This window comes from Inquilinus sp. (genome assembly GCF_057815775.1).
Genome location: NZ_JBYRFX010000203.1, coordinates 1 through 12,504 on the forward strand (window position 1 = coordinate 1; position 12,504 = coordinate 12,504).

Consider the following 12,504-nt stretch of genomic DNA (forward strand, 5'->3'; position numbering starts at 1 on the left):
CGTCGCTGTATGGCGCGATCGCCGAGCAGATCCGCCGGCTGAAGGCACTGGGCATTCCCTACACCATCACCCCGGGCGTGCCGGCCTTCGCCGCCGCCGCCGCGGTGCTGGGCACCGAGCTGACCCTGCCCGATGTCAGCCAGACCGTGATCCTGACCCGGACCACGATGAAGGCCTCGGCCATGCCGCTGGGCGAGGAGTTGGAAACCCTCGGCCAGTCCGGGGCGACGCTGGCGATCCACCTGTCGATCCGCAACATCCCGGCGATCCGCCGGGCGCTGGAGCCGCGCTACGGCGCCGATTGCCCTGTCGTGGTGATCTACCGCGCCACCTGGCCGGACCAGCAGATCATCCGCGGCACCCTGGCCGATATCGGCGCCAAGGTGCGCACGGCCAAGATCACCCGCACCGCGCTGATCCTGGTCGGCCGTGTCCTGGGCGACACCGAATTCACCGACAGCGCCCTGTACGACCCGGCGCATGTCCACGTGCTGCGCCCCAAGCGCGCCAAGAAGACCGTTGCCGTATCCTGACCGAAGGGGGATTTCCGATGCGATTTGCCAAGACCGCTGCACTCACCATCCTCGCCACGCTGCTGCCGGTGGCGGCCTACGCCCATCCCGGCCATGACATGTCCGGCTTCACCGCCGGGTTCGAGCACCCGCTGTCCGGCCTCGATCACATCCTGGCCATGGTGGCGGTCGGCATCTGGGCCGGCCAGGTCGGCGGCCGCTATGTCTGGCAGGCGCCGCTGGCCTTCCTGGCACTGATGGCGCTGGGCGGCATCGCCGGCATCGAAGGGCTGGGCCTGCCGATGGTGGAGATCGGCATCGCCGGGTCGATCGTGGTGTTCGGCGCGATGATCGCGCTGGCGGTGCGGCCGGTGGCCTGGATCGGCATGGCGGTGACCGGCGTGTTCGCCGTGTTCCACGGCTATGCCCATGGCGCCGAGATGCACCCGGATGCCTCGGCCCTGACCTATGGCATCGGCTTCATGGCGGCGACGGCGATCCTGCACGGAATCGGCATCGGCGTGGCGCTGGGCCTGAAGCGGATCAACCTGACCGCGGTCGAGCGGGCGCTGGGTGCTGCGATCGCCGTGGCCGGCGTGGTCATCGCGGCCGGCTGAGCCAGTCGAGCGCCCCGGCGATGTCGGCCACAGCAGATGCTGCCGGCAGCGCCGGGCGCCGGATCATGACCACCGGGATCGCCGCCTCGCGCGCCGCCGCCAGCTTCGCCGCGGTGGCGTCGCCGCCGGCGTTCTTGGCGACCACGGCGCGGATGTTGTGCTGCGCGATCAGCGCGCGCTCGCCGTCCAGCGTGAACGGGCCACGCTCGGTCAGCAACAAGCACTCCGCCGGCAGGTCCTGCGGCGCCGGCGCTTCGATCGAGCGCAGCACGAAGTGCAGTTCGAGGCAGCGCCGGAACGGCGCCACATCCTGCCGGCCCAGGGTCAGCAGCACGGTGGCGCCGGCCGGCAGTGCCGCAGTCAGCCAATCCGCGGCTTCATCCGTGTCGGCCACATCGATCCAGCGGTCGCCGGGCCCTGGCATCCAGGCTGGGCGTTCGATCCGCAGCAAGGGCAGTCCGAGCCGAGCGCAGGCGACGACGACATGGGCCGACATAGCAGCGGCGAAGGGATGGGTGGCGTCGATCACCCTGTCGATGCGTTCGGCCTGCAGATACACCGCCAGCCCGTCGCTGCCGCCGAAGCCGCCGATCCGCACCGCGCCGGGCAGCGCCACCGGCGCCCGGGTGCGGCCGGCCAGCGAGGTGGTGACGTCCCAGCCGCCCGCATCGGCGAGCGCCCGTGCCAGCGCCGCGGCCTCGGTGGTGCCGCCCAGGATCAGCAGGCGCTTACCAGCCATCCGCGGCCCCCACCAGCCCGCCCTGGCGGTCGAACACCAGGATCTCGACCGCGACGCCGCTGCCGTCGACCACAGCCTGCGCCGTGGCCTGCGCCCGCCGCGCCACCAGTTCGGCCAACGGGATGCCGGCGGCGCCGGCGAGGTCCAGCACCTGCTTGGCCGTGTTCGCCCGGCGTGCCTGTGCGACCAGGGCGGTCGTGGCGCCGGCTTCGGCCAGCCGGTCGCCCAGCCAGTCGAAATCGACCTCGCTGCGGCCGGAATGCAGATCCAGGAAGCCCTGCGCCAGCTTGGTCAGCTTGCCGAAGCCACCACCGATGGTCAGGCGCGGGATCGGGTGCGCCTTGAGATATTTCAGCAGCCCGCCGGCGAAATCGCCCATGTCGAGCAGGGCGTTCTCAGGCAGGCCGTGCCGCGCCACCACCGCGGCCTCCGACGTCGACCCGGTGCAGCCGGCGACATGGGTCAGGCCGAGCGCCCGGGCGACGTCGATGCCCCGGTGGATCGAATGGATCCAGGCGGCGCAGGAGAAGGGCACGACGATGCCGGTGGTGCCCAGCACCGACAGCCCGCCGAGGATGCCGAGCCGCGGGTTCCAGGTCTTCTGCGCCAGCCGGCCGCCCTCCGGGATCGAGATCTCAATCACCACGTCACCAGGGTCACCATGCGCGGCGGCGATGCGCGCCACCACCTCCTGCATCATCCGGCGTGGCACGGGGTTGATCGCCGGCTCGCCGGGCGGGATCGGCAGGCCGGGCAGGGTGACGGTGCCGACCCCCGGGCCGGCCTGGAAACGGACGCCGGAACCGGCCTCGCCGCGCCGAACCTCGGCGACCACAAGGGCGCCATGGGTCACGTCAGGGTCGTCGCCCGCATCCTTGATGATGCCGGCCCGGGCCCAGCCGGGACCGAACCCTTCCAGCGCCAGGGCAAAGGCCGGCGTCTCCCCGCGCGGCAGGGTGATGGTCACCGGGTCCGGAAACCGGCCGGTCAGCAGGGCGGTATAGGCGGCGGCGGTCGTGGCGGTGGCACAGGCCCCGGTGGTCCAGCCGCGCCGCAACGGCCCCCCTTCGGGTGTCTGGGCAGGTTTGCGGGCCATGATGGATTTCGATACAGCATGCGTCGCACGCTGCATAGCGATGCCGGGACGTGCGATCTAAGGTGATGGCGATGGTTGATCTTCCCTTGTCCTTCCCGGTCTTCGAACCCGGCTGGGTCTGGCTGGTCGGTGCCGGGCCCGGCGATCCCGGCCTGCTGACGCTGCACGCGCTGCACGCGCTGCAATCCGCCGATGTCGTGGTCTATGACGCGCTTGTCTCCGACGCGATCATCGCCCTCGCACCGCCGGGCACCACTCTGGAATTTGCCGGCAAGCGCGGCGGCAAGCCGTCGCCGAAGCAGCCCGACATCACGGCACGGCTGATTGCGCTGGCCCAGGCCGGCAAGCGCGTGCTGCGGCTGAAGGGCGGCGACCCCTTCGTGTTCGGCCGCGGCGGGGAGGAGGGGCTGGCCCTGGTCGAGGCCGGCATCCCGTTCCGCATCGTGCCTGGCATTACCGCCGGCATCGGCGGCCCGGCCTATGCCGGCATCCCGGTGACCCACCGCGACACCAACCACGCCGTGACCTTCCTGACCGGCCATGACGCCACCGGCGACGTCACCGGCGGCATCGACTGGGCGGCGATCGCCCGCGGCTCACCGGTCATCGTGGTCTACATGGCGATCAAGCATATCGGCCGGATCGCGGCGCATCTGGTCGAAGGCGGCCGCGCGCCGACCGAGCCGGTGGCGGTGATCAGCCGGGCGACGACGCCGGAGCAGCGGGTGCTGGAATCGACGCTGGCCACGGTGGCCGCGGATGTCGAAGCCGAGGGGCTGCAGGCCCCCGCCGTGGTGGTGGTGGGCGAGGTGGTGCGGCTGCGCCAGGCGCTGGACTGGCACGGCGCCCTGGCCGGCAAGATCCTGACCACCGACCCGCTCGGCACCCGCGCGAAGGGCGAGGTGGGCTGAGCCATGCCGGCCCTGATGATCGCGGCACCGGCCTCCGGCAGCGGCAAGACGGTGGTGACGCTGGGGCTGCTGCGTCATCTGCGCGACCGCGGCGTGGCGGTGGCCTCTGCCAAATCCGGGCCGGACTATATCGACCCCGCCTTCCACGCCGCAGCCAGCGGCCGGCCCTGCGTCAACCTCGATGGCTGGGCGATGCGGCCGCAGACGCTGGATGCGCTGGCGGCGCGGCAGGCGGAAGGGGCGGATCTGCTGATCGTCGAGGCGGCGATGGGGCTGTTCGACGGCGCCCCCGGTCGCGGCGCGTCCGGTGACGGCTCGGCCGCCGACCTGGCCGCCCGCTTCGGCTGGCCGGTGGTGCTGGTGCTGGATGCCGGCGGGCAGGGGTTCTCGGCGGCGGCGGTGCTGGCCGGATTCAAGGGCTTCCGTGATGACATCCGGGTCGCCGGGGTGATCTTCAACCGGGTCGGCAGCATCAGGCATGAGGCGATCCTGCGCCGCGCCGCGGATCACGCCGACCTGCCGGTGCTGGGCCTTGTACCGCGGCTGCCGACCCTGGCGCTGCCCTCGCGCCATCTCGGTCTGGTCCAGGCGGGCGAGCATGCGGTGCTGGAGGCGTTCCTGGCCGCCGCCGGGGCGGCGATCGGGGCGCATGTCGACGCGATCGCTTTGCAGTCCCTGGCCCGGCCTCCCTTTTCTGTCATGCCACGGCTTGACCGTGGCATCCAGGGCGGCCGGAGCTGTTCTTCGGGGCCCCTGGATTGCCCGGTCGAGCCGGGCAATGACAAGGAAGGAAAGTCCTTCGCACTTCCCCCCCTCGGCCAGCGCATCGCCGTCGCGGCCGACACGGCCTTTGCCTTCACCTATCCGCATCTGCTGGCGGCTTGGCGTGACGCGGGGGCGGAGATCCTGCCGTTTTCGCCGCTGGCCGATGAGGCGCCGGACCCGACGGCCGATGCCGTCTACCTGCCGGGCGGCTATCCCGAGTTGCACGCCGGCCGGCTGGCCGGGAATCGCCGGTTCCTGGACGGGCTGCGCGCCGCAGCGGCGCAGGGCAGGGCGGTCTATGGCGAGTGCGGCGGCTACATGGTGCTCGGCACCGGCCTGACCGATGCGGACGGGCGGCGCCACGCCATGGCCGGGCTGCTGCCGGTCGAGACCTCCTTCGCCGAGCGGCGGCTGCATCTGGGCTATCGCCGGGCGGTGCTGGCCGCCACGACGCCGCTGGGGCCTGCCGGCACGGCGTGGCGCGGGCATGAGTTCCACTACGCCTCGATCCGCGCCGAAGGGCCGGGCGAGAAGCTGTTCGAAGCCTGGGACGCCGAGGATGCGCCGCTGGGCTCTCTCGGCCGGCGCGCCGGCTCCGTCTTCGGCTCCTTCTTCCATCTGATCGATCTGGCATGAGCATGGTTCCGCATGGCGGCGACCTTGCCGCGGCCGAAGCGCGCTGGGGCATCCCGGCCCGGGGCTGGCTCGACCTGTCCACCGGCATCAACCCGGAGCCCTATCCCGATCCCGGCGATCGACCCCGCCGCCTGGCACCGGCTGCCGCAGCATGACCGGCTGCGGCAATTGCGGGTGGCGGCGCGGGATGCCTATGGCGCCTCGGCCACCGCTCCCATCGTCGCCGCGCCGGGAACCCAGATCCTGATCCAACTGCTGCCGCGGCTGCGGCCCGGCGCGCGGGTCGCCATTCTGGGCCCGACCTATGGCGAACACGCGGCCTGCTGGATGGCGGAAGGGGCTGAGGTGACGGCGGTCGAGACGCTGGATGCGGCCGCTGCGGCGGATGTCGTCGTCCTGGTCAACCCGAACAACCCCGATGGCCGCATTGTCGCGCCCGATCGATTGCTCGCTCTCGCAGACCATCTGGCGGCGCGCGGCGGCTTGCTGGTGGTCGACGAGGCCTTTGCCGAGGTGGCGCCCCAGGCCAGTGTCGCGGCAGCGGCCGGGCGGCCGGGCCTGTTGATTCTCCGATCGTTCGGTAAATTTTTCGGCCTGGCCGGCGTGCGCCTCGGCTTCGCCCTGGGCGCCGTGGCGGAGATCGACCGGCTGGCCGACCTGCTCGGTCCCTGGGCCGTGCCGGGCCCGGCGATCGAGATCGGCATCGCCGCCCTGTCGGACCGGGCCTGGCAAGGCGAGACGAGGGCGCGGCTGTCGGCCGACGCCGCACAGCTTGCGACGATACTCCAAGCCCATGGCCTGCAGGATCGCGGCGGCACCGACTTGTTCCGGCTGGTCGAACACCCCGATGCTACAGGGGTGTGGGATCGCCTCGGCCGGGCCGGTATCCTGGTGCGGCCCTTTCCGGACCGGCCGACCCTGCTGCGCTTCGGCCTGACCGGCGATGAGGCCGGCTTCATCAGGCTCGCCGAGGCGCTGGCCTAGGAAATCCTACGCCGTCTCGCGCACCATCAGCGTTGGTTCGATCATGACCATCCGGCGGGGGCGGGCGGGATCGGTCAGGAAATCGATCAGCGCGCCGATCGCCATCTCGCCCGACTCCGAGATGCGCCGCTCGATGGTCGAGAGCGGCCGGACCAGCAGCGGCGCGAGGTAGATGTTGTCGAAGCCCATCACCGCGCAGCCCTCGGGAACGCTCAGGCCCCGTTCGCGCAGCGCGACCGTGGCGCCCATCGCCAGCATGTCGCTCATGCAGCAGATGGCGGAGAATTGGGTGCGGTCGAGCAGCGTGCGCGTGCCCAGCAACCCGAAGCGGTGATTGAATCGGCCGCATTCGACCAAATCCGGATCGACCGCGAGCCCGGCCTCGCGATGCGCCCGCTCATATCCCGCGCGCCGGGTGCGGGTGTTGAGGTTCGCGGCCGGCCCGCTGATGAAGGCGATCCGCGTGTGTCCGCTGCGGATCAGGTGGCTCGTCGCCAGGAAGGCGCCGGTCTCGTAATCCGTGTCGATGCGGCCGGCGAGGCAGTCCAGGGCGGCGACCTCCCGGTCCATCGACACGAAGGGGATCTGCAGCCTTTCCAGAAGCGGGGCATCCGGGATGATGTCGCTGGCGGCCAGGATGATGCCGTCGACACCGTGGCTGGCCAGGAAGGTCAGGTGCGACGCTTCTTTCTCCGGGTCGCTGTCGGAATTGCACAGGATGGTTGAATAGCCGCGCGCTCGCGCGGCGTCGTCGCAGGCGCGGACCAGCTCGGTGAAATAGAGATTGAGGATGTCGGGCACGATGATGCCGATCACGCGCGAGCTGCGGTTGATCAGCGATCGGGCAATCGAGTTCGGCGTGTAGTTGAGCTCCTCGGCCAGATCCCAGATCTTCTGGCGGGTCTTCTCGCCGATCGACGCATCTTTGCGATTGAGGACCTTGGAGACCGTTGCCGCCGAGACGCCGGCCTGCCGGGCGATGTCCTTGATTGTGGTAGCCACGCACCCTCGCCACTGAACGCCTGGGGCAGGCGTTATCATACATCCCATTTGCGAGGAACAGGTGCGTGACGATGGCCCGCACGACGGTGTTGACAGCTCCGAAGTTACACCGTAGGTAAACGTTTACCTAAAGGCATTTCACCACTCTGCCCCTGAATGAGGGCGGACCGGGAGCGTCTGCATCAAAAGGGATTTTCCGGATGCAAGAACCGCGTGTTGCAGGGCGAGCGGCCGAGCCGAAACCGTCATCCCCGATCAAGCTGTCGATCGAAAATCTCAACGTCCGTTTCGGGTCGGTGGTCGCGTTGAGCGACGTCAATCTCGAGATCGCCGAGGGCGAGTTCGTCTGCATCCTCGGCGCGTCGGGTTGTGGCAAGAGCACGCTGTTCAACGTGGTGTCGGGGCTGCTGCGTGCGTCGTCCGGGCGGATCGTGCTCGCCGGCCAGGATGTCAGCAACCGGCCCGGCCAGGTCGGCTACATGTTGCAGAAGGATCTGATGCTGCCCTGGCGGACGGTGCTGGGCAACATCACCCTGGCGGCCTCGCTGACACGCGGCGCCACGGCCCGGGACAAGAGCGAGGCGGCCGAACTGTCGACCCGCTACGGCCTCGGCGACTTCCTCAACCATTATCCGCACGCCCTGTCCGGCGGCATGCGCCAGCGCGTCGCCATGATGCGCACGATCGCCGCCGGCCGGGAGGTCATGCTGCTGGACGAGCCGTTCGGCGCGCTCGATGCGCAGACCCGTCTCGGCATGCAGCAATGGCTGCTGCAGCTGTGGCGCGACCTGGGCCGCACCATCCTGTTCGTCACCCATGACGTGGACGAGGCGATCTTCCTGGCCGACCGGATCGTGGTGATGACGCCGCGGCCGGGCCGCATCGCCGACATCCTGACCGTCGACCTGCCCCGGCCCCGGCCGCTTGAGGTGCTGACGACCGACATTTTCGTCGGCCTCAAGCGCCAGATCATGACGCACCTCTACCACTGACAGCGCCAGGAGACCGCCGGAATGAAGACACGGTTGGGAGCGGCTGCCGGGCCGTTCATGATCTGGGCCGCCGCGCTGGTGCTGATCCTGATCGGCTGGCAGCTCATGGTCTGGATCACCGGGCTGCCGGCCTATGTCATCCCGCCGCCGGCCCAGGCGTTCGCCACGCTGTTCGAGAACTGGCCCCAGCTGCAGCGGCTGAGTGGCCAGACCCTCTACGAAACCGGCATCGGCTATGTGCTCGGCGCCTTGATCGGCTTCCTGCTGGCGCTGGCGATGGGGCAGATCCGCGTGGTGCAGCGGCTGGTCATGCCGGCGCTGATCATCTCGCAGGCGGTGCCGATCGTCGCCATCGCCGCGCCGCTGGTCATCGTCTTCGGCTTCGGCCTGACGCCCAAGCTGATCATCGTCGCCTGGATCGTGTTCTTTCCGGTCGTGGTCAACGTGCTCGACGGGCTGGCGTCGGTCGATCGCGACATGTTGAACCTGGCGCGGCTGATGGGCGGGGGCGGCCTGCGGACCTTTGCCATCGTCAAGCTGCCGGCCTGCATCGGGCCGCTGTTCTCCGGCCTGAAGATCGGCGCGACCTATGCGGTGACCGGCGCGGTGATCGGCGAATGGACCGCGTCCTCCAAGCAGGGCCTGGGCACCTATCTGCTGACCGACAACGCCCAGATGAACACCGCCGGGGTCTACGCCGCCATGCTGCTGCTGACGGTGATCGGCGTCGGGTCGTTCCTGCTCGTGTTCGGGCTCGAGATCCTGATGACGCCCTGGCGGTCCCGCTCCACCGCGCCGGGATGGGCGCAGTGGAAGGCCTCATCGGCCGCGTGATTTCAAAAACGTCCGGACAACAATCAACAGGGAGACTTCAATGCACAGAACCATGGCCGCGACGGCCGGCCTTCTCGTCCTCGCGGCGGCCATGACCCCGGCCGCGGCGGCCGATCTCACCACCGTGCGCTTCGTCTATGACTGGCCGAGCGCCGATTTCGAGCTGATCCCGACCGTCATCGGCCAGCAGAAGGGCTTCTACGAGGCCGAGGGCATCAAGGTCGAGGTGGTGTTCCCGCCGGATTCCCAGACCACGGCGCGGCTGCTGGCCGTCGGCCAGGCCGAGATTGGCTTCGAGGCCACCACCGATGTGGTGTTCGGTGCGGCCCAGGGCATTCCGATCACCTCGATCGGCCTCTACACCCAGAGCAACAACTGGGGCCTGTTCGGCCGCCCGGGCGAGAAGCTGTCGCTCGACAACCTCAAGGGCAAGTCGATCGCCATCTACACCGACTCCTGGACCCGGGCGATGATGCCGTTCGTGCTCAAGGCCGCCAAGCTGACCGAGGACGACGTCAAGCTGATCATCGCCCAGGATTCCGACACCAACCTGCTGCTCGCCGGCAAGATCGACATCGCCACCAACACCGAGAACTACCTGGTGCCGCAGGTGCAGGAGACCCTGAAGCAGGACCCGACCAGCCTGGTCGGCCCGGCCGCCGGCGTGCCCGATGTGCCGGTCTGGACCTACACCGCGTCCACCGACTATCTCGCCAGCCATGGCGACATCGCCAGGAAGTGGATGCGGGCCACCATCAAGGCGACCGAATGGGCCGCCGACCATCCGGAGGAGGCGGCGGAGATCTTCACCAAGGCGTATCCGGAAGGCGGCTCACTGGCCTACAACATCGGCGGCTGGAAGCTCACCGCCGCGCTGATGAAGGGCCAGAACGGCTACATGATGCAGGACGACCAGCATTGGCTGCCGATCGCCCAGGCCCTGAAGGACAGTGACCAGATCAAAGAGGTCCTGCCGGGATCGAAATACTACACCAACGAGCTTCTTAACTAACCACCCGTTTCCGATACCCGAAACCGATTGGATGGCACTGGCCATCCAATCTGGGAGGACTCATGCCCAAAGAACGGATCATCATCGACTGCGATCCCGGTGTGGATGACGCGGTTGCGATTTTGCTGGCCTTCGCATCGCCAGATGAAATCGAGGTGGTGGGGATCACGACGGTCGCCGGCAATGTTTCGCTCGACTTTACGACGCGCAACGCGCTGAGGATCTGCCAGCTGGCAGGCCGCACCGACATTCCGGTCTATGCCGGCTGCGAGCGCGCCATGTTTCCGGCAGCTCGTCCGCATGCGTCCGTGCATGGCGGGGACGGGCTCGGCGACATCGGCCTGGCCGAAGCCGCGCACGCGACCATGCCGGAGCATGCGGTCGATTTCATTATCCGGACGGTCAATCAATTCCCGGGCGAGATCACGCTGTGCCCGATCGGGCCGATGACCAACATCGCGCTGGCCCTGCTGAAGGAGCCCGGCATCGCCCGCAAGATCAAACGGATCGTGTTCATGGGCGGCGCTGCCTTCTGCCCGGGCAACACCACGCCGGCCGCCGAATTCAACATCTGGTTCGACCCGCATGCCGCGCAGATCATGGTCAATGCCGGCGTGCCGATGGTGATGATCGGGCTGGACGTCACCAGCAAGGCGGTGATGACGGCCGACCGGATCGACGCGCTGCGCGCCGGCGGCACCGAGATCGGCACCCAGGCCGCGGCGATGATGGCCAGCTATGGCCGTGGCGATCCCTGCCTGCACGACCCCTGCGTGATCGCCTATCTGCTGGACTCGTCGCTGTTCGCGGGGGTGGCCGCCAAGGTGGATGTCGAGTGCGAATCCCTGTTCAACCGGGGGCGCACCGTCGCGGCCATTTCCGACCGCCATCGCGTCGGCTCCGACCCGACATGCCAGGTCATCACCACGGTCGATGACGACAGGCTGTTCCGGCTGCTGAGCGAAAGGCTGCTGGCCTAGAGACCCCTGAGCCGGGCCATGGTGTTGCCGTCGACATATTCGCCGTCGCGGAAGGCATAGGCCCGTTCGTGGCCTTCGATCTCGAAGCCGAACTTCCGGTAGATCGCGAGCGCCGGCTCGTTGTCGGTCCAGACCCCGAGCTCCAGCCGCTTCAGGTTCAGCCAGTTGTCGGCGACGTCGATCAGCGCCGCCATCAGGGCGGACCCGATGCCGCGGCCGCCGAAATCGTCATGCACCCCGAGGATGACATAGCCGGCATGGGCCCGCCGGCCCTTGCCCGGCCGCAGCTGGGCCCGGCCGACCACCCGGCCCTCGACCACGGCGACGATCTGCACCTCTTCCGGCGGGATCGCCTCGAGCTGCTTGCGGATCGCGTCGGGCGACCCGAACGGGGTCTGCAGCGTGCCCCAGCGGAAGCGCGGCTGGGCCTCTATCTCGACGATGTCGGCCCAGTCCTCCACGGGGCGCAGGGCACGCAGGGTGAAGCCGGGGTCGGTCATGCCGTCGGTTCCTTTGGATTGATGGGGTCGGGGCGCGGCCAGGCGTTGCGGGCCCAATTGCCGACATAGAAGGCCAGCACCAGGGAAAAGCCGGTGCCGATCCAGGTGGACTGGCCGTCGATCCTGAACCAGATGACGAAGGCGGCGAGCCCGGCCGAGGCCGCGTACAGGAACAGGGCGGGCAGGCGGCTGCCGATCCTGATGTCGGCCGAGCCTGACATCTCGACCCCCGGGCCGGTCAGCCGCGTCGTCCGGCGCGACGACCCGTCCTGCAGCTCGACCGTCACCCGGTCCCGGCGGGCCCGGGCGGTACGGCGTCCGCGGCCGGAGGTGATCGAGACCAGGATCATCGACACCACCATCGCCGCCACCGCCCAGTCGAAGGCCAGCACCGCGATCAGCCCGGTCGACGGCCGCGGTTCGGTCAGCCAGAGGTGCCGTGCCAGCAGCGTCAGCGCGATCACGCCCAGTGTGAACATGCCGCCGACCATCAGCATCACGGACGGCTTGCGGGATTTCTTTCGCGTTGCCATCGCTCGACCATAGCTGGGCTGGTCGCCAGGGCAACCCCCGCGCCAAATCTGTTTTAACCTTAAAGTATTTCATGATTAGATGAGCTCAATCGCTTCCGCCGAACGGGGGCGCATGAAAGACTGGCGTCGCGACCGGCGGCCACCGCCGGCGCGACGAGACACGGGGGAGAGCATTCATGGCGAGACGCGTTCCGGCCCTGCTGGCGGCTGTCCTGTTGGCAGTGGCTTTGCCGCTCGGGGCCCAGGCGGCAGACGGCAAGCTCAAGATCGGCTTCATGGCCACGCTGTCCGGCCCGCCGGCGGCGCTGGGCCAGCACATGCGCGACGGCTTCCTGCTCGGGGTCAAGGAGCTGGGCGGCCAGCTCGGTGGCATTCCGACCGAGGTGGTGGT

The 12,504-nt window shown here is 69.2% G+C and carries 15 protein-coding genes and 1 pseudogene; 11 read left to right on the forward strand and 5 right to left on the reverse strand.

Annotated elements, in window-relative coordinates:
• A partial coding sequence (locus AC3XYG_RS07155) for a cobalt-precorrin-4/precorrin-4 C(11)-methyltransferase (protein ID WP_489139120.1) occupies nucleotides 1-533 on the forward strand: 533 nt, incomplete at its 5' end.
• Nucleotides 534-550: 17 nt separating this feature from the next.
• On the forward strand, nucleotides 551-1,129 hold the full coding sequence (locus AC3XYG_RS07160; RefSeq protein WP_489139121.1) for a HupE/UreJ family protein: 579 nt from the start codon (nucleotides 551-553) through the stop codon (nucleotides 1,127-1,129).
• On the opposite strand, the gene AC3XYG_RS07165 is transcribed toward AC3XYG_RS07160, so the two are convergent.
• Nucleotides 1,113-1,868, reverse strand: a complete 756-nt coding sequence (locus AC3XYG_RS07165) for a cobalt-precorrin-6A reductase (protein ID WP_489139122.1) — start codon at nucleotides 1,866-1,868, stop codon at nucleotides 1,113-1,115. The two genes, AC3XYG_RS07160 and AC3XYG_RS07165, sit on opposite strands and share 17 nt — an antisense overlap.
• Nucleotides 1,858-2,964 carry a cobalt-precorrin-5B (C(1))-methyltransferase gene (locus AC3XYG_RS07170; protein ID WP_489139123.1) on the reverse strand — a complete coding sequence of 369 codons (1,107 nt, stop codon included), beginning with the start codon at nucleotides 2,962-2,964 and terminating at the stop codon, nucleotides 1,858-1,860. Before AC3XYG_RS07170 ends, AC3XYG_RS07165 begins: the two co-directional genes overlap by 11 nt.
• Nucleotides 2,965-3,035: 71 nt before the next feature.
• Between AC3XYG_RS07170 and cobA the strand changes: the two genes are divergently transcribed.
• From cobA to AC3XYG_RS07190, 4 genes are read left to right on the forward strand one after another with little or no spacing between them, the layout of a single operon-like run.
• Nucleotides 3,036-3,875, forward strand: coding sequence for a uroporphyrinogen-III C-methyltransferase (cobA, locus tag AC3XYG_RS07175; protein ID WP_489139124.1), 840 nt, complete (start codon nucleotides 3,036-3,038; stop codon nucleotides 3,873-3,875).
• A gap of 3 nt (nucleotides 3,876-3,878) precedes the next feature.
• Nucleotides 3,879-5,276, forward strand: a complete 1,398-nt coding sequence (locus AC3XYG_RS07180; protein WP_489139125.1) for a cobyrinic acid a,c-diamide synthase CobB — start codon at nucleotides 3,879-3,881, stop codon at nucleotides 5,274-5,276.
• Nucleotides 5,273-5,431 carry a hypothetical protein gene (locus AC3XYG_RS07185; RefSeq protein ID WP_489139134.1) on the forward strand — a complete coding sequence of 53 codons (159 nt, stop codon included), beginning with the start codon at nucleotides 5,273-5,275 and terminating at the stop codon, nucleotides 5,429-5,431. The genes AC3XYG_RS07180 and AC3XYG_RS07185 overlap by 4 nt, the downstream gene beginning before the upstream one ends.
• Nucleotides 5,432-5,435: 4 nt before the next feature.
• The gene (locus AC3XYG_RS07190; protein ID WP_489139133.1) at nucleotides 5,436-6,260 is read left to right on the forward strand and encodes an aminotransferase class I/II-fold pyridoxal phosphate-dependent enzyme; all 825 of its coding nucleotides are present in this window, start codon (nucleotides 5,436-5,438) and stop codon (nucleotides 6,258-6,260) included.
• Nucleotides 6,261-6,266: 6 nt separating this feature from the next.
• On the opposite strand, the gene AC3XYG_RS07195 is transcribed toward AC3XYG_RS07190, so the two are convergent.
• Entirely contained in the window at nucleotides 6,267-7,262 is a 996-nt protein-coding gene (locus AC3XYG_RS07195; RefSeq protein ID WP_489139126.1) for a LacI family DNA-binding transcriptional regulator, read from the reverse strand.
• A 200-nt stretch (nucleotides 7,263-7,462) separates the two neighbouring features.
• On the opposite strand from AC3XYG_RS07195, the gene AC3XYG_RS07200 reads away from it, so the two are divergent.
• The 4 genes from AC3XYG_RS07200 (at nucleotide 7,463) to AC3XYG_RS07215 (ending at nucleotide 11,080) form a co-directional block, all read left to right on the forward strand.
• Nucleotides 7,463-8,254 carry an ABC transporter ATP-binding protein gene (locus AC3XYG_RS07200; RefSeq protein WP_489139127.1) on the forward strand — a complete coding sequence of 264 codons (792 nt, stop codon included), beginning with the start codon at nucleotides 7,463-7,465 and terminating at the stop codon, nucleotides 8,252-8,254.
• Nucleotides 8,255-8,275: 21 nt separating this feature from the next.
• Complete coding sequence (locus AC3XYG_RS07205; RefSeq protein ID WP_489139128.1) at nucleotides 8,276-9,088, forward strand: ABC transporter permease; 813 nt, start codon at nucleotides 8,276-8,278, stop codon at nucleotides 9,086-9,088.
• A gap of 40 nt (nucleotides 9,089-9,128) precedes the next feature.
• Nucleotides 9,129-10,100 carry an ABC transporter substrate-binding protein gene (locus AC3XYG_RS07210; protein ID WP_489139129.1) on the forward strand — a complete coding sequence of 324 codons (972 nt, stop codon included), beginning with the start codon at nucleotides 9,129-9,131 and terminating at the stop codon, nucleotides 10,098-10,100.
• A gap of 62 nt (nucleotides 10,101-10,162) precedes the next feature.
• A complete protein-coding gene (locus AC3XYG_RS07215) occupies nucleotides 10,163-11,080 on the forward strand; it encodes a nucleoside hydrolase (RefSeq protein WP_489139130.1) in 918 nt (305 codons plus the stop codon).
• Here the strand turns inward: AC3XYG_RS07215 and AC3XYG_RS07220 are convergent.
• Both AC3XYG_RS07220 and AC3XYG_RS07225 read right to left on the reverse strand, forming a co-directional pair.
• The gene (locus tag AC3XYG_RS07220; RefSeq protein ID WP_489139131.1) at nucleotides 11,077-11,580 is read right to left on the reverse strand and encodes a GNAT family N-acetyltransferase; all 504 of its coding nucleotides are present in this window, start codon (nucleotides 11,578-11,580) and stop codon (nucleotides 11,077-11,079) included. The two genes, AC3XYG_RS07215 and AC3XYG_RS07220, sit on opposite strands and share 4 nt — an antisense overlap.
• The gene (locus tag AC3XYG_RS07225; RefSeq protein ID WP_489139132.1) at nucleotides 11,577-12,113 is read right to left on the reverse strand and encodes a hypothetical protein; all 537 of its coding nucleotides are present in this window, start codon (nucleotides 12,111-12,113) and stop codon (nucleotides 11,577-11,579) included. Before AC3XYG_RS07225 ends, AC3XYG_RS07220 begins: the two co-directional genes overlap by 4 nt.
• A 176-nt stretch (nucleotides 12,114-12,289) precedes the next feature.
• On the opposite strand from AC3XYG_RS07225, the pseudogene AC3XYG_RS07230 reads away from it, so the two are divergent.
• Nucleotides 12,290-12,504: pseudogene (locus tag AC3XYG_RS07230) on the forward strand (ABC transporter substrate-binding protein); the annotation flags it as partial.